The organism is Pseudomonas sp. C7.1 (assembly GCF_056312395.1).
This window is the reverse complement of record NZ_JBWDTL010000003.1, coordinates 2,214,376-2,230,737: the sequence shown is the minus strand read 5'-3', so window position 1 is coordinate 2,230,737 and position 16,362 is coordinate 2,214,376. Positions and strand designations below refer to the sequence as shown.

Here is a 16,362-nt window from a genome sequence, read left to right as displayed (position 1 = left end):
CTTGGCCACATCACCCTCCGGTGCTGGGTCACCCGCATTGAGCAGGTTTGTTGACAGACTGGCATAACACTTGCTCTTAACCCTTTGAAAACGGATAGAACTCCGAATAACGACGGATTATTGGCATGGCTAAGAAAGAAGCAGCACCTGCAGCGGAAAATGCCGAGGCGAAACCAGCCGGCAAAATGAAGCTGATCATCATCATCGTTATTGTTGTGCTGCTGGCTGTGGGCCTTTCCGTTGGGGGCACCTGGTTCTTTCTGAACAAGAAGGATGCCGGCGCTGATGAGGCCAAGGCAGACGCCAGCGCTGAGCCTGCGGTGCCAGTCAAGCAGGCGGCGATCTATGAAGAGTTGTCGCCGGCCTTCGTGGTGAATTTCAACCATCAGGGCCGTGCCCGTTACATGCAGGTCAGCGTGGCCTTGATGACCCGTGATCAAGCGGCCCTGGATGCGCTCAAGGTGCATATGCCCGTATTGCGCAACCGCCTGGTGATGCTGTTTTCCGGTCAGGATTTTGCTTCCCTGATCACCCCGGTGGGCAAGGAAATGCTGCGCCAGCAGGCGACCGCCAGCGTGCAGGAGCTGGCCGAGAAAGAGACCGGCAAGGTCACGGTCGAGCAAGTGCTGTTCACCAACCTCGTGTTGCAGTAATCAGGAGCCGTATATGGCTGTGCAAGACCTGCTTTCCCAGGATGAAATCGATGCCCTGTTGCATGGCGTCGATGACGGCTTGGTTGAAACCGAGGACGAAGCCGAACCGGGAAGCGTCAAACAATATGACCTGACCAGCCAGGACCGGATTGTCCGTGGGCGCATGCCAACGCTTGAGATGATCAACGAGCGTTTTGCCCGCTATACCCGCATCAGCATGTTCAACCTTCTGCGCCGCTCCGCCGATGTGGCCGTGGGCGGCGTGCAAGTGATGAAGTTCGGCGAGTACGTGCACTCGCTGTATGTGCCAACCAGCTTGAATCTGGTGAAGATGAAGCCGTTGCGCGGCACCGGCCTGTTTATTCTCGACGCCAAGCTGGTGTTCAAACTGGTGGATAACTTCTTTGGTGGTGACGGCCGTCACGCCAAGATCGAGGGGCGCGAGTTCACACCCACCGAGCTGCGTGTAGTGCGTATGGTGCTGGACCAGGCGTTTATCGACCTCAAGGAAGCTTGGCACGCGGTGATGGATATCAACTTCGAGTACGTCAACTCGGAAGTAAACCCGGCGCTGGCCAACATCGTCAGCCCCAGTGAAGTGATTGTGGTGTCCACCTTCCATATCGAGCTGGACGGCGGTGGCGGCGACCTGCATATCACCATGCCCTATTCGATGATCGAGCCGATCCGCGAGATGCTCGACGCCGGCTTTCAGTCCGATGTCGACGATCAGGACGAGCGCTGGGTCAAGGCGCTGCGCGAAGACATTCTCGGCGTCAGCATACCGCTGGGCGCGACTGTTGCCCGTCGTCAGCTCAAGCTGCGCGACATTTTGCATATGCAACCCGGTGACGTGATACCGGTGGAACTGCCGGAAAGCGTGGTGCTGTGCGCCAATGGCGTGCCCTCATTCAAGGTCAAGATGGGGGCGCACAAAGGCAAGCTGGCTTTGCAGGTGCTCGGCCCCATTGAGCGTAACCGCTAATTCCCCTATTCAACGCCAGCCGAGGAAAAACGATGGCAGACGAAAACGAAAATGTAGACGAAGGCGAAGAAGCAAGCTCCCCGGAGGAGCAGGCACTTGCCGATGAGTGGGCGGCTGCATTGTCTGAGGCCGGCGATGCCGGACAGGATGATATAGACGCCATGCTCGCCGCCAGCGACCCGGTGCCGGCGGCGCCGCGTGCGCCAATGGAAGAGTTCGACAGCGCGCCGAAAATGAATTTGCCGGTTAACCTCGATGGGCCGAACCTGGATGTGATTCTGGATATCCCGGTGTCGATCTCCATGGAGGTCGGCAGCACCGACATCACCATTCGCAACCTGCTGCAGCTCAATCAAGGGTCGGTCGTTGAGTTGGATCGCCTGGCAGGGGAGCCGCTTGATGTGCTGGTCAACGGCACCCTGATTGCCCACGGCGAGGTGGTGGTAGTGAATGAGAAGTTCGGCATTCGCCTGACTGACGTGATCAGCCCAAGCGAACGCATCAAGAAGCTGCGCTAACCATGCCTAGAACCCTTCTGCTGGGCCTGGCTCTACCCTTTGCTGCAATGGCTGCCGAGCCGGCAGCGCAAACGGCCGTACCCCTTGCCGGAACGGGCATGGGCGGGCAACTTGTGCAGTTGCTGCTGGGCCTGCTGTTGGTGATTGGCCTGATCTTTCTGCTGGCCTGGCTGATGCGCCGGGTGCAGCAGATCGTGCCGCGTGGCGGCCAGGTGATCAAAGTGCTGGCAACCCAGGCCTTGGGGCCGCGTGATCGCCTGGTGCTGGTGCAGGTGGGTAATGAGCAGGTGTTGCTGGGGCTGACGCCAGGCAACATCACCTCATTGCATGTGCTGAAAGAACCGGTGCATTTGCCGGATGCCGAGCCAGCCTCGACCGAGTTTGCCCAGCGCTTGATGGAGCTGTTGGGCAAGGACCAGAAGGACAAGCCCTGATGCTGCGTTTGTTGCTGGTATTGGTTTTTAGCCTGGGTGCTTCGCTGGCGCTCGCTGCAGATCCGCCGACTGCCAGCACCTTGATTCAGTCGGGCAGCAACCCGCTGTCGATTCCGGCAATTACCCTGAGCACCGACGCGGCTGGGCAGCAGGAGTATTCGGTCAGCCTACAGATTCTGCTGATCATGACTGCGCTGAGTTTTATTCCAGCGTTTGTCATGCTGATGACCAGCTTTACCCGGATCATCATTGTCTTCTCGATTCTGCGTCAGGCCCTGGGACTGCAGCAAACGCCTTCGAACCAGATTCTGGTCGGTCTGGCGCTGTTTTTGACCATGTTTATCATGGCCCCGGTGTTTGATCAGATTAACCGCGAGGCATTGCAGCCCTATTTGAACGAGCAGATGCCGGCGCAGGAAGCGATTCTCAAGGCCGAAGGGCCGATCAAGAACTTTATGCTGGCGCAGACCCGTGAAAGCGACCTGGAGCTGTTTGTACGCCTGTCCAAACGCACCGATATCGCCAGCCCGGAAGAGGCGCCGCTGACTATTCTGGTGCCGGCGTTTGTCACCTCCGAGCTGAAAACTGCCTTCCAGATCGGTTTTATGATCTTTATCCCGTTTCTGATCATCGACATGGTGGTGGCCAGTATCCTGATGGCAATGGGCATGATGATGCTCTCGCCGCTGATCATTTCCTTGCCGTTTAAGATCATGCTGTTTGTCTTGATCGATGGCTGGGCGCTGATTATGGGCACCCTGGCCGCCAGCTTTGGAGGGTTTTAGGCATGACCCCTGAAGTGGCAGTGGACCTGGTGCGTGGAGCCCTGTGGCTGACCGCCAGCATCGTGGCGATCATTGTGGTTCCCAGCCTGATCGTCGGCTTGCTGGTTGCGATGTTCCAGGCCGCGACCCAGATCAACGAGCAAACCTTGAGCTTTCTGCCACGTCTGTTGGTGATTCTGGTGGTTCTGATCATTGCCGGGCCCTGGCTGGTGCGTGAGCTGATGGAGTACACCGAGAACCTGATCATGAACATTCCGCTGTTGATTGGCTGATATGTTCGAGCTAAGCAACGAGCAGATAGGGGCCTGGGTGGGCAGCTTTCTGCTGCCGCTGTTTCGCATTGCCGCGCTGCTGATGTTTATGCCGATCATCGGCACTCAGCTGGTGTCGACGCGCGTGCGTCTGTATCTCTCTCTGGCCATCTGCCTGGTGATCATGCCGACCCTACCGCCGATGCCGGTGATTGATGCCATCAACCTGCAGGCATTTATCTGGATCGCCCAGGAAATACTCATCGGCGTGATGCTGGGCTTTGTGCTGCAGCTGCTTTTCCAGGTTTTTGTAATTGCCGGGCAAATCGTGGCGATGCAGATGGGCCTGGGCTTTGCCTCCATGATTGACCCAGCCAACGGTATTTCGGTGCCGGTGATTGGCCAGGTATTCATGATTCTGGTGACCCTGCTGTTTCTCGCCATGAACGCCCATTTGGTGGTCTTCGAAGTGTTGACCGAGAGTTTTTTCACCCTGCCAGTGGGGGGTGGTTTTCTGGTGCAGAACTACTGGGCAATTGCCAATAAGCTGAGCTGGGTGCTGGCTGCTGCCTTGCTTATGGTATTGCCGGCCGTCACCGCGCTGCTGGTGGTCAATCTGGCATTCGGGGTCATGACCCGCGCTGCGCCGCAGCTGAATATTTTCTCCATCGGTTTTCCGTTGACCCTGGTGCTGGGCATGGTGATCGTCTGGATCGGCATGGCCGATATCCTTGCGCAGTACCAGGTGTTTGCCACTGAGGCTTTGCAATTTCTTCGTGAAATGGCGGGGGCGAGTTAGGCGATGGCCGAATCCGAAAGCGGTGCCGAAAAAAGCGAGGAGCCCACGGAGAAGCGCTTACGCGAATCCCGTGAAAAGGGTCAGATTGCTCGTTCCAAAGAGCTTAATACCCTGGCAGTAACCCTCGGCGGTTTTGGTGGCATGCTGGCTTTTGGCGGCAGTATCGCCAATGCCATGTTCGACATCATGCGTGGCAACTTCGCACTGCCCCGTGACGTGATCATGGATGAGCGCAGCATGGGGCTTTGGCTGGCGGCTTCCGGGCAGGTTGCTATGGAGGCCTTATTCCCGTTGTTTATCCTGCTGCTGATTGTCTCAATTGTGGGGCCGATTTCTCTCGGCGGCTGGCTGTTCTCTGCCGAAGCCATGGCGCCCAAGGCCAGTCGGATGGACCCGCTGGCCGGGCTTAAACGGATGTTCTCCGTGCAAGCGCTGGCCGAGCTGCTCAAAGCCCTGGCCAAGTTCATCCTGATTCTGCTGGTGGGGATAGCGGTGCTGTCTGCTTGGCAGGATGATTTGCTGGCGATCGTCCATGAACCGATTGAGTCAGCCATCTTGCACGCCGTTACCGTGGTGGGCTGGAGCGCGTTGTGGATGTCCTGCGGGTTGATTCTGATTGCCGCTGTGGATGTGCCATTTCAGCTCTGGAGCAGCAAGCAGAAGCAGATGATGACCAAGCAGGAAGTGCGCGACGAGTACAAGGACAGCGAGGGTAAGCCTGAGGTCAAGCAGCGTATTCGCCAGCTGCAGCGGGAAATGGCCGAGCGGCGCATGATGCAGTCGGTGCCCGACGCCGACGTGGTCATCACCAACCCGACGCATTTTGCCGTGGCCTTGAAGTACGACCCTGCCAAGGGCAGTGCGCCGGTGCTGCTGGCCAAGGGTGGCGATTTCACGGCCTTGAAAATTCGAGAAATCGCCAATGAGCATAAGGTCATGGTGCTGGAGTCGCCGGCCTTGGCGCGAGCGGTGTTCTATTCCACCGAGCTGGATCAGGAAATCCCCGCCGGCCTGTACCTGGCCATCGCCCAGGTACTGGCTTACGTCTACCAGCTGCGCCAGTACCAGGCGGGCAAGGGCAAGCGCCCGGGGCCGTTGCCGGATGTGCCAATCCCGCCGGATTTACGCCGCGATGAATAGCGCGAACTGTAGGATGGGTTGAGCGAAGCGATACCCATCGAGCGATTGATGCTCGCCGACTGGCAGGTGGTTTTTCAACGGCCTACTAGTTTCTCGCCCCGCGAGTAGGTTGGGCTAGCAGGCCCGCGCAGCGACGGGTTGCGCCGCCCTCAAATAGTGGCATTGAGCGATTATCGGCTCAGCGGCTAACCCTTCCTGCGCGACTCATCCCTCACCCCGCGCGGGCAAAGTTGGACAGCTTCTTGCAAAACCCTTCCCAAAGGCGCGGTCGCGTCAAAAGATTGAATTGGCTGGGGTAGTGGTGTGGCAATAGATCGCTCACAAATGATCGGTGATGTGCGCAGCAACCTGTCGGGGTTGAAGCAGGGCAATCTGGGCATACCGCTGATGCTGCTGGTCATGCTCGGCATGGTCATGCTGCCGATTCCGCCGTTCCTCCTTGATGTGCTGTTCACCTTCAGTATTGCCCTGTCGATTGTGGTGCTGCTGGTGGCGATCTACGCCTTGCGTCCGCTGGATTTCGCCGTTTTCCCAACCATTCTGCTGGCGGCAACCTTGTTGCGTTTGGCCCTCAACGTCGCCTCCACGCGGGTGGTGCTGCTTAATGGCCAAGACGGTAACGACGCTGCCGGTAAGGTGATCCAGGCCTTCGGCGAGGTGGTGATTGGCGGCAACTATGTGGTCGGTATCGTGGTGTTCGCCATCCTCATGATTATCAACTTCGTGGTGGTGACCAAGGGCGCTGGGCGTATCTCCGAAGTCAGCGCACGTTTCACCCTGGATGCCATGCCTGGCAAGCAGATGGCCATCGACGCCGACCTGAACGCGGGGCTGATTGATCAGGTTGAAGCCAAGAAGCGCCGTTCTGAGGTGTCCCAGGAGGCTGACTTCTACGGCTCCATGGACGGTGCCAGTAAGTTCGTGCGCGGCGATGCAATTGCCGGTTTGCTGATTCTGTTTATCAACCTGATCGGCGGTATCGCCATCGGCATGTTCCAGCACTCTCTGAGTTTTGTTGATGCCGGGCGCATCTACACCCTGCTGACCATCGGTGATGGTCTGGTGGCGCAGATTCCTTCGCTGCTGCTGTCGACTGCCGCAGCGATCATGGTGACCCGCGTATCCAGTTCGGAAGACATGGGTGCCCAGGTTAATCGGCAGATGTTTGCTTCGCCGCGCGCGCTGGCGGTGACGGCTGCGGTCATGATTGCCATGGGCCTGGTGCCCGGCATGCCGCATTTTTCCTTTATCAGCCTGGGCCTGGTGGCTGCTGGCGCTGCTTACTGGATTGCCAACAAGCAACGTGCGACCAAGGAAAACGAGATCAAGGAAGTGCAGCGTCAGCAGGAATTGCTGCCGGCGCAGAAGAGCCAGGAAGTCAAGGAACTGGGCTGGGACGATGTGACGCCGGTGGATATGGTCGGTCTGGAAGTGGGCTATCGCCTGATTCCGCTGGTGGATCGCAATCAGGGTGGCCAGCTGCTGGCGCGGATTAAGGGCGTACGCAAGAAGCTCTCCCAGGAGATGGGCTTTCTCATGCCCTCGGTGCATATTCGCGACAATCTCGATCTGCAGCCCAATGCCTATCGCCTGACGCTGATGGGCGTCAGTGTGGCCGAGGCTGAGGTGTATCCGGATCGTGAGTTAGCGATCAATCCTGGCCAGGTGTTCGGCCCGCTTAACGGCATCGCCGCCAAAGACCCGGCCTTTGGCCTGGAGGCGGTGTGGATTGACCCGACTCAGCGCGATCAGGCGCAGTCACTCGGCTACACCGTGGTGGACGCCAGCACCGTGGTCGCCACCCACCTCAACCAGGTGCTGCACAAGCACGCTCATGAGCTGCTTGGTCACGAAGAAGTACAGCAGCTTATGCAGCTGCTGGCCAAAAGTTCGCCCAAGCTGGCCGAGGAGCTGGTGCCGGGGATGATTACCCTGTCGACCTTACTCAAAGTGCTGCAGACCTTGCTGCAGGAGCAGGTGCCAGTGCGCGATATCCGCACCATCGCCGAGGCCATCGCCAATGTCGCGGTCAAGAGTCAAGATCCCGCCGCGATGGTGGCGGCGGTGCGTGTCGCGTTGGCCCGTGCAATCGTGCAAAGCATTGTGGGACTAGAGCTGGAGCTGCCTGTGATCACCCTTGAACCCAGGTTGGAACAGATATTGCTCAACAGTATTCAGAAGGCCGGTCAAGGCTCCGAGGAGGGCATCCTCCTGGAGCCTGGCATGGCCGAGAAGCTGCAGCGTTCCCTGGTGGAAGCGGCGCAGCGCCAGGAGATGCTCGGCAAGCCAGTGATACTGCTGGTGGCCGGTCCGGTCCGGGCGATGCTCTCGCGATTCGCGCGGCTGGCGGTTCCGAGTATCCATGTACTGGCATACCAGGAAATTCCGGATAACAAGCAGGTCACCATCGTTGCCACGGTGGGGCAGAACTAACCGAGGTTACAGGCCATGCAGGTCAAACGCTTTTTCGCCGCCGATATGCGTACCGCCATGAAGTTGGTGCGTGATGAGCTGGGTGCCGATGCCTCGATCATTGGCAATCGCCGGGTAGCCGGCGGTGTCGAACTGACCGCCGCGCTGGATTATCAGGTGCCTGCCGCACCGGCCCGTCAGCCAAACCCTGCGCTGGAAGCCGAGCTGCGCAAGACCCAGGCAAAAATCGCCACGGCCCAGGCCGAGCTGACCACCCGCACCCAGGTTGATGCCGGCAAGGACCGCCAGCTGTTTGGCGCTGCCGACAGCCTGCCTGCTGACAGCTTGGCTGCCGTGATGCGCAAGTCTCAGGTTGCGCCTGCTGCGGCAACCGATCAGCGTGCCCTGGACGCCATGCGTTTCGAGTTGCATGGTCTGCGTGAGTTGATCGAAGTGCAGTTGGGTTCAATTGCCTGGGGCCAATTGCAGAACCGCCGCCCGCAGCAAGCCAATCTGTGGCGCCGCCTGCAGCGCATGGGGCTGTCTGCCGAGCTGTCGAAAGCCTTGCTGGAGCGTGTCAACACCCTGACAGAGCCCCGCCAGGCCTGGCGCATGCTGCTGGCGCATCTGGCTCACGCGATCAAGACGCCGAAGCAGGAGCCGATGGAAGAGGGCGGTGTGATCGCTCTGGTCGGCCCGGCCGGCATGGGTAAAACCACCACCCTGGCCAAGCTGGCTGCGCGTTACGTGCTCAAGTACGGCGCGCAGCATATTGCCCTGGTTAGCCTGGATAGCTACCGCATCGGTGCTCAGGAGCAACTCAAGACCCTGGGGCGCATTCTCAATGTTCCGGTGACCCTGGTCGATCCGGGGCAGTCTTTGACCCAGGCTCTGGCCCCGCTGGCGCGCAAGCGTGTGGTGCTGATCGATACAGCCGGCCTGCCGGCTAACGATCCGGCCTTGCGCATGCAGCTGGAAACCCTGGCCAGCCGCGGCGTCAACGCAAAAAATTATCTGGTAATGGCCGCTACTAGCCAGGGCCAAGTGCTAAAAGCCGCCTACCATAGTTATAAGCGCTGCGGCTTGTCTGGCTGCATCCTGACCAAAGCAGATGAAGCCACCAGCCTGGGTGAGGTTTTAGGACTGGCTATTAGCCAGCGTCTACCGGTAGCCTATCTCACTGATGGGCCACGCATTCCCGATGACCTGCAGATACCTCGCAGTCATCAATTGGTTAGCCGAGCTGTAGGGCTGCAGGCGACCCAGGATCCAAGTGAGGATACGATGGCGGAGATTTTTGCCGGCCTTTACCAGCAACCCGCACGGCGCGTCAGCTAAGCGTCAGGCTGTTGGGATTGAACCGCGCTTAGCCGGCCAAGTGGCTCCAGTCGAAGTTAGACAAGGTGTTTAGAAATATGGGTATGCATCCCGTACAGGTGATTGCGGTGACTGGCGGCAAAGGTGGCGTCGGTAAGACCAACGTCTCGGTGAACTTGGCGTTGGCCCTGGCTGATCTCGGCCGCCGGGTGATGCTGATGGACGCCGACCTGGGCTTGGCCAACGTCGATGTGCTGCTTGGCCTGAGCGCCAAACGCACTCTGGAAGACGTCATCAGTGGCGAGTGCGAACTGCGTGATGTGTTGCTGCAGGGGCCGGGCGGCATTCGTATCGTACCGGCAGCGTCTGGTATTCAGAGCATGGTGCAGTTGACTCCGATGCAACATGCGGGGCTGATCCAGGCCTTCAGCGATATCAGCGACAACCTCGATGTGCTGATTATCGACACCGCAGCCGGCATCGGTGATGGCGTGGTTAGTTTTGTGCGCGCCGCCCAGGAAGTACTGGTGGTAGTGTGTGATGAGCCGACCTCGATCACCGACGCCTACGCGCTGATTAAGCTGCTCAACCGTGACCACGGCATGAATCGTTTTCGCGTATTGGCCAATATGGCCCACAGCCCGCAGGAAGGTCGCAACCTCTTTGCTAAGCTAACCAAAGTCACTGATCGTTTTCTCGACGTTGCCCTGCAATATGTAGGTGCGGTGCCTTACGACGAGTCAGTACGCAAGGCCGTGCAGAAGCAGCGTGCGGTCTACGAAGCCTTCCCGCGCTCGAAGTGTGCGCTGGCGTTTAAGGCGATAGCCCAGAAAGTCGACGCTTGGCCGTTACCGGCCAACCCGCGCGGCCATTTGGAATTTTTCGTTGAGCGTCTGGTGCAGCAACCGATCGCAGATACGGCCATATGACAGCAGCCTCTGGACTTCGTATGTATAGCAAGGCGCAGGCGCAGGACTCCCAGCACCAGTTGATCGAGCGCTACGCGCCTCTGGTCAAACGCATTGCCTATCACCTGTTGGCCCGGCTACCGGCTAATGTGCAGGTTGACGATCTGATTCAGGCCGGGATGATCGGCCTGCTCGAAGCGTCAAAAAAATACGACTCCAGTAAAGGCGCCAGTTTCGAGACATTTGCAGGTATTCGTATTCGCGGCTCTATGCTTGATGAAGTGCGTAAAGGTGATTGGGCACCCCGTTCGGTGCACCGCAATAGTCGCATGGTCAGTGATGCGATTAGAAAAATTGAAGCCAGAACCGGCAGAGACGCTAAAGATCAAGAGGTTGCGGCCGAACTCCAATTGAGTCTCGAGGATTACTACGGCATTCTTGGCGACACTTTAGGCAGCCGTCTGTTCAGTTTCGACGACCTGTTACAGGACGGTGAGCACGGTGGGCTGGGTGAAGACGCGGGCAGCAACCACCTTGAACCTTCTCGTGATCTGGAAGATGAACGCTTTCAGGCGGCCCTGGCGGATGCCATTGCCAACCTGCCGGAGCGCGAGCGTCTAGTGTTAGCGCTATATTACGATGAAGAATTGAATCTTAAAGAGATCGGCGAGGTGTTGGGGGTTAGCGAATCTCGTGTAAGCCAGCTACACAGTCAGTGTGCCGCTCGTTTACGCGCTCGTTTGGGTGAGTGGCGCGCACATTGAACAGCATTCGTTATCGCTAGGCCGGTTTCACGATTAAAAGCGCATGCAGGTTGCTGGGTGCGTTTGGGACTGTACGGAGGTCGACTTGGACAAGAACATGAAAATCCTCATCGTTGATGACTTTTCAACGATGCGACGGATCATCAAGAACCTCCTGCGTGACTTGGGGTTCACCAACACAGCGGAAGCCGATGATGGCGTCACTGCGCTGCCCATGCTGCAAAGCGGCAGTTTTGACTTTTTGGTGACGGACTGGAACATGCCCGGCATGACCGGTATTGACCTGCTGCGCGCGGTGCGCGCCGATGAGCGCTTGAAAACTCTGCCGGTGTTGATGGTTACCGCAGAAGCCAAGCGTGATCAGATCATCGAGGCAGCCCAGGCTGGGGTTAACGGTTATGTGGTCAAGCCGTTCACCGCCCAGGTACTGAAAGAGAAGATTGAAAAGATCTTCGAGCGAGTCAACGGCTGATGTCTGCCATGAGGGTGCTATGGAACATAAAGATTCCGTTCAGGGTGATCTTGAGTCGACTCTGAAACACAACGCTCGCCAACTGGTAGACAGCCTGGAACAAGGCAAATTTGGTGAAGCGGTAGAACTGATACATGAGCTTAACAAGGTGCGTGATCGTGGCCTGTATCACGAGGTCGGTAAGCTGACCCGTGAGCTGCATAATGCCATCGTCAATTTCCAGCTCGACCCCCGTATGCCGCATGCCACGGAGGTTTCGCAAATCACCGATGCTACTGAGCGTCTGAATTACGTGGTAACGATGACCGAAAAAGCGGCCAATCGCACCATGGATCTGGTCGAGCAGAGTGCGCCGTTGGTTAACGACCTCAGCGATGAAGCGCAAAGCCTGAGTGCTGACTGGGGGCGCTTTATGCGCCGCGAAATGAGCGCCGATGGCTTCCGTGAACTGGCCAAGCGTGTTGAGCTGTTTCTGGCGCGCAGTGAGCGCGATGGTGCCAAATTGTCTGGGCACCTCAACGATATTTTGCTGGCTCAGGACTATCAGGACCTGACCGGTCAAGTGATCAAGCGTGTCACGCAGCTGGTGACTGAAGTGGAAAGCAATCTGCTGAAGTTGGTGTTGATGGCCAGTCAGGTGGACCAGTTTGCCGGCATTGAGCACAACCATGAGTTGCTCCGCGCCGAGCAAGAAAAACAAAAAGAGCCTTCCAGTGGTGAAGGTCCGCAGATTCATGCCGATAAGCGTGAAGACGTCGCATCCAATCAGGATGATGTCGACGACCTGCTTTCCAGCCTGGGATTTTAGGAGCACGTCTTATGAGCTTCGGCGCCGATGAAGAAATCCTCCAGGACTTCCTGGTAGAGGCCGGCGAGATTCTTGAACTACTGTCCGAGCAGCTCGTAGAGCTGGAAAGTCGCCCGGACGACATGAATCTGCTCAACGCTATTTTTCGCGGGTTTCATACCGTCAAAGGTGGTGCCGGTTTTCTCCAGCTCAACGAGCTGGTGGAGTGCTGCCATATCGCAGAAAACGTCTTCGACATCCTGCGCAAGGGTGAGCGGCGCGTCGATTCCGAGTTGATGGATGTGGTGCTCGAAGCACTGGATGCCGTCAACAGCATGTTCACCGAGGTGCGTGAACGCACCGATCTCACTCCCGCCACTCCAGCGCTGCTGGCCGCTTTGGCTCGCCTGGCTGAGCCTGCAGGTGCCGCTGAGCCCGTGCCTGTTGAAGCCGAGCCTGAACCAGAAGTGGAGCAAGCTGCAGGCGATATCACCGACAGTGAATTCGAACACTTACTGGGCGCCTTGGATGAGTCGCCAGCACAAGCACCTAGTGCTGCCAGCAGTGATGAAATCACCGATGATGAGTTCGAGTCTCTGCTTGACCAACTACATGGCAAAGGTCAGTTCGTAGCGTCTGACGTTGCAGCCGCACCTACTGCTCCTGTTGCAGCCAAGCCTGTAGCGGCACCCGGTGATGAAATCACTGATGATGAGTTTGAATCGCTGCTCGATCAGTTGCATGGTAAAGGCCAGTTTGTTCCGCCGCCTGCTGTAGCAGCGCCTGCCGCACCTGCGGCCAAAGCTGAGCCAGCTGCTGCGCCGAGCGGTGATATTACCGACGATGAATTCGAAGATTTGCTTGATCAACTGCATGGTAAAGGCAAATTTGTCGAGCCTGAAGCGATCAAACCTGCTGCACCAGCGCCTGCCGCCAAGCCTGCTGAGCCCGCCAAGGCCGCCGCAAAACCCGCCGCAAAACCTGCTGCCAAGGCGGAACCTGCCAAGGCGCCTGCTGCTCCGGCCGTCGCGCCTATAGCCGAGAAGGCTGCACCGCCTAGCGAGGCGGAAACCACTGTACGGGTCGATACCGCACGGCTGGATGAAATCATGAACATGGTCGGCGAGTTGGTGCTGGTGCGTAACCGCTTGGTGCGCCTGGGAGCCAGCAGCGGCGATGAGGCCATGGCTAAAGCTGTGTCCAATCTGGATGTGGTAACGGCTGACCTACAGACTGCGGTAATGAAAACCCGCATGCAGCCAATCAAAAAGGTCTTCGGGCGCTTCCCGCGCCTGGTCCGCGACCTGGCGCGTCAGCTCAAGAAAGAAATCAACCTGGAGCTGGTCGGTGAGGAAACCGACCTCGACAAGAACTTGGTCGAGGCCCTAGCCGATCCGCTGGTGCACTTGGTGCGCAATGCGGTCGACCACGGTATCGAGATGCCGGAAGAGCGCGAAGCCTCGGGCAAGCAGCGTGGCGGCAAGGTGATACTGTCCGCCGAGCAGGAAGGTGATCACATCCTCTTGTCGATCTCTGACGACGGCAAGGGCATGGATGCTGACCAGTTGCGTGCCAAGGCCGTGGAAAAAGGCCTGCTGGATAAAGACGCTGCTGACCGTCTCAACGAATTCGAGTGCTACAACCTGATCTTTGCACCGGGCTTTTCGACCAAGACCGAAATTTCCGATGTGTCTGGTCGCGGTGTGGGCATGGACGTGGTGAAAACCAAGATTTCCCAGCTCAATGGCACGGTCAATGTGTTTTCGGTCAAGGGCCAAGGCTCGAAGATCATCATCAAAGTGCCGCTGACCCTGGCGATCATGCCGACGCTGATGGTGATGTTGGCCAATCAGGCATTTGCCTTCCCGCTGGTCAATGTCAACGAAATCTTCCACCTCGACCTGTCGCGGACCAATGTGGTCGATGGCCAGGAAGTGGTGATCGTGCGTGATAAGGCCTTGCCGTTGTTCTACCTCAAGCGCTGGCTGATCGGCAGTGCCGCGCATGTGGAGCAGGGCGAGGGTCATGTGGTGATTCTTACCGTTGGCAGTCAGCGTATCGGCTTTGTGGTCGATCAACTGGTCGGTCAGGAAGAGGTGGTTATCAAACCTCTGGGCAAAATGCTGCAGGGCACTCCAGGCATGTCAGGTGCGACTATCACCGGTGATGGACGTATTGCCCTGATTCTTGACGTGCCGAGCATGCTTAAACGTTACGCCCGGCGTATTTGATTGTTAGCGGCGCAGCTATCTGTCGCGTCGTTTAGGAGTGTTTATGGCTGTTAAGGTGTTGGTGGTTGATGACTCCGGCTTTTTTCGTCGGCGCGTATCGGAAATTCTTTCAGCCGACCCGAATATTCAGGTAATCGGTACAGCCACTAACGGCCGTGAAGCCATCGAACAGGCGCAGGCACTCAAGCCCGATGTGATCACCATGGATTACGAGATGCCGATGATGGATGGCATCACGGCTGTGCGGAACATCATGCAGCGTTGTCCTACGCCGGTTCTGATGTTTTCCTCGCTGACCCACGAAGGCGCACGCGTAACCTTGGATGCGCTTGAAGCCGGTGCTGTGGACTTCCTGCCAAAGAATTTCGAGGATATCTCGCGCAACCCGGAGCGGGTCAAACAGCTGCTCTGCGAGAAAATTCATACCATTGCCCGCAGTAACCGCCGTAGCCTGAGCCCGCCTCCTATGGCGGCTCCTGCCGCGAGCCTGGCAGGGCAAGCTAGGCCAGCCGCGCGTCCTGCAGCCACCACCAGCGCGCCGGGTCGCCCCGCTGCTGCAGCACCGACGGTTGCCAGTGCTGCGCCCAAACGCAAATCCTATAAGTTGGTTGCGATCGGCACCTCAACAGGTGGGCCGGTGGCGTTGCAGCGTGTACTGACCCAGCTGCCGGCTAATTTTCCGGCGCCGATTGTGCTGATTCAGCATATGCCAGCAGCCTTTACCAAGGCCTTTGCCGAACGCCTCGATAAGCTGTGCCGCATCAACGTCAAGGAAGCTGAAGATGGTGATGCCTTGCGTCCGGGCTTGGCTCTGCTGGCACCTGGCGGCAAGCAGATGATGATTGATGCCCGTGGCGTGGTAAAAATCCTTCCGGGTGATGAGCGCCTGAACTACAAACCCTGTGTGGACATCACCTTCGGCTCGGTGGCCAAGTCTTATGGCGACAAGGTGCTGGCTGTGGTGCTGACCGGCATGGGCGCAGATGGCCGTGAAGGCGCGCGTCTGCTCAAGCAAGGCGGCAGCCAAGTGTGGGCGCAGGACGAAGCCAGTTGCGTGATCTACGGCATGCCCATGGCCATCGTCAAAGGCAACCTGGCTGATGCGATTTACCCGCTTGATGATATTGGCAGGCACCTGGCCGAGACCTGCATTTAATGGATGTACTGAGCCTTATTGGGGTCATCCTGGCCTTTGTCGCCATCCTCGGCGGCAACTACCTCGAAGGGGGGCATGCCGGAGCTTTACTCAATGGGCCTGCTGCGCTGATTGTGATCGGTGGCACCCTGGGGGCGGCGTTTTTGCAGGCGCCGATGAATGTGTTCAAGCGGGCTCTGGCCATCATCAGCTGGATTTTCTTTCCGCCACGGGTGGACTTGGCCGGTGGCATCAACCGAGTGGTTGGTTGGAGCCTGACCGCACGCAAGGAAGGCCTGCTTGGCCTGGAAGCGGTGGCGGATGTTGAAGCCGACCCATACGCCCGCAAAGGCTTGCAGTTGTTGGTCGATGGCGCGGAGCCTGAGGCTATTCGCAGTATTCTCGAAGTCGATCTATACACCCAGGAAGGCCGTGATATTCAGGCTGCCAAGGTGTTTGAAAGCATGGGCGGCTACGCGCCTACCATTGGTATTATCGGCGCCGTAATGGGCTTGATTCATGTGATGGGCAATCTGGCTGACCCGAGCATGCTCGGCAGTGGGATTGCCGTGGCCTTTGTGGCCACCATCTATGGCGTGGGGTTTGCCAACCTGTTGCTGTTGCCAATTGGCAATAAACTTAAGGCCATTGCCCAGCGTCAGTCGCGTTATCGCGAAATGCTGCTCGAAGGCATCCTGTCGATTGCCGAGGGTGAAAACCCGCGCTCCATCGAGTTAAAGCTGCAAGGCTTTATGGATTGATGGGGACACC

At 58.1% G+C, this 16,362-nt stretch carries 17 protein-coding genes; all 17 read left to right on the top strand.

All coding sequences use genetic code 11. The features are described 5' to 3' along the window. Positions 1-125: 125 nt before the first annotated feature. The 17 genes from fliL (at position 126) to AC0T4W_RS13825 (ending at position 16,352) form a co-directional block, all read left to right on the top strand. Positions 126-653, top strand: a complete 528-nt coding sequence (gene fliL, locus AC0T4W_RS13905; protein ID WP_476319785.1) for a flagellar basal body-associated protein FliL — start codon at positions 126-128, stop codon at positions 651-653. Between the two features lie 13 nt (positions 654-666). Then, on the top strand, positions 667-1,638 hold the full coding sequence (gene fliM / locus AC0T4W_RS13900; RefSeq protein ID WP_476319783.1) for a flagellar motor switch protein FliM: 972 nt from the start codon (positions 667-669) through the stop codon (positions 1,636-1,638). Between the two features lie 32 nt (positions 1,639-1,670). Further along, complete coding sequence (gene fliN, locus AC0T4W_RS13895; RefSeq protein ID WP_476319781.1) at positions 1,671-2,156, top strand: flagellar motor switch protein FliN; 486 nt, start codon at positions 1,671-1,673, stop codon at positions 2,154-2,156. A 2-nt stretch (positions 2,157-2,158) separates the two neighbouring features. Next, positions 2,159-2,590 (top strand): flagellar biosynthetic protein FliO, encoded by a 432-nt coding sequence (gene fliO / locus AC0T4W_RS13890; protein WP_476319780.1) that lies wholly within the window; start codon positions 2,159-2,161, stop codon positions 2,588-2,590. Beyond that, the gene (gene fliP, locus AC0T4W_RS13885) at positions 2,590-3,375 is read left to right on the top strand and encodes a flagellar type III secretion system pore protein FliP (protein ID WP_476319778.1); all 786 of its coding nucleotides are present in this window, start codon (positions 2,590-2,592) and stop codon (positions 3,373-3,375) included. Before fliO ends, fliP begins: the two co-directional genes overlap by 1 nt. 2 nt (positions 3,376-3,377) lie before the next feature. After that, complete coding sequence (gene fliQ / locus AC0T4W_RS13880) at positions 3,378-3,647, top strand: flagellar biosynthesis protein FliQ (RefSeq protein WP_275963048.1); 270 nt, start codon at positions 3,378-3,380, stop codon at positions 3,645-3,647. Position 3,648: 1 nt separating this feature from the next. After that, positions 3,649-4,425: a flagellar biosynthetic protein FliR gene (gene fliR, locus AC0T4W_RS13875; protein ID WP_476319775.1), complete on the top strand. Its 777-nt coding sequence runs from the start codon at positions 3,649-3,651 to the stop codon at positions 4,423-4,425. A gap of 3 nt (positions 4,426-4,428) precedes the next feature. Beyond that, complete coding sequence (gene flhB / locus AC0T4W_RS13870) at positions 4,429-5,565, top strand: flagellar biosynthesis protein FlhB (protein WP_476319773.1); 1,137 nt, start codon at positions 4,429-4,431, stop codon at positions 5,563-5,565. Between the two features lie 309 nt (positions 5,566-5,874). Further along, entirely contained in the window at positions 5,875-7,998 is a 2,124-nt protein-coding gene (gene flhA, locus AC0T4W_RS13865) for a flagellar biosynthesis protein FlhA (protein ID WP_476323669.1), read from the top strand. 15 nt (positions 7,999-8,013) lie between these two features. Next, positions 8,014-9,315, top strand: a complete 1,302-nt coding sequence (gene flhF, locus AC0T4W_RS13860) for a flagellar biosynthesis protein FlhF (RefSeq protein WP_476319771.1) — start codon at positions 8,014-8,016, stop codon at positions 9,313-9,315. Positions 9,316-9,392: 77 nt separating this feature from the next. Beyond that, positions 9,393-10,223: a flagellar synthesis regulator FleN gene (gene fleN, locus AC0T4W_RS13855; RefSeq protein ID WP_476319769.1), complete on the top strand. Its 831-nt coding sequence runs from the start codon at positions 9,393-9,395 to the stop codon at positions 10,221-10,223. Further along, positions 10,220-10,966 (top strand): RNA polymerase sigma factor FliA, encoded by a 747-nt coding sequence (gene fliA, locus AC0T4W_RS13850; RefSeq protein ID WP_167145311.1) that lies wholly within the window; start codon positions 10,220-10,222, stop codon positions 10,964-10,966. The genes fleN and fliA overlap by 4 nt, the downstream gene beginning before the upstream one ends. A 97-nt stretch (positions 10,967-11,063) precedes the next feature. Beyond that, a complete protein-coding gene (locus AC0T4W_RS13845; protein ID WP_178091816.1) occupies positions 11,064-11,438 on the top strand; it encodes a chemotaxis response regulator CheY in 375 nt (124 codons plus the stop codon). A gap of 19 nt (positions 11,439-11,457) precedes the next feature. Continuing rightward, positions 11,458-12,246 (top strand): protein phosphatase CheZ, encoded by a 789-nt coding sequence (locus tag AC0T4W_RS13840; protein ID WP_476319766.1) that lies wholly within the window; start codon positions 11,458-11,460, stop codon positions 12,244-12,246. 11 nt (positions 12,247-12,257) lie between these two features. Continuing rightward, positions 12,258-14,456 carry a chemotaxis protein CheA gene (locus AC0T4W_RS13835; protein WP_476319764.1) on the top strand — a complete coding sequence of 733 codons (2,199 nt, stop codon included), beginning with the start codon at positions 12,258-12,260 and terminating at the stop codon, positions 14,454-14,456. A 43-nt stretch (positions 14,457-14,499) separates the two neighbouring features. Next, the gene (locus tag AC0T4W_RS13830) at positions 14,500-15,612 is read left to right on the top strand and encodes a protein-glutamate methylesterase/protein-glutamine glutaminase (protein ID WP_476319762.1); all 1,113 of its coding nucleotides are present in this window, start codon (positions 14,500-14,502) and stop codon (positions 15,610-15,612) included. Continuing rightward, positions 15,612-16,352 carry a flagellar motor protein gene (locus tag AC0T4W_RS13825; protein ID WP_476319760.1) on the top strand — a complete coding sequence of 247 codons (741 nt, stop codon included), beginning with the start codon at positions 15,612-15,614 and terminating at the stop codon, positions 16,350-16,352. Before AC0T4W_RS13830 ends, AC0T4W_RS13825 begins: the two co-directional genes overlap by 1 nt. Positions 16,353-16,362 lie beyond the last annotated feature (10 nt).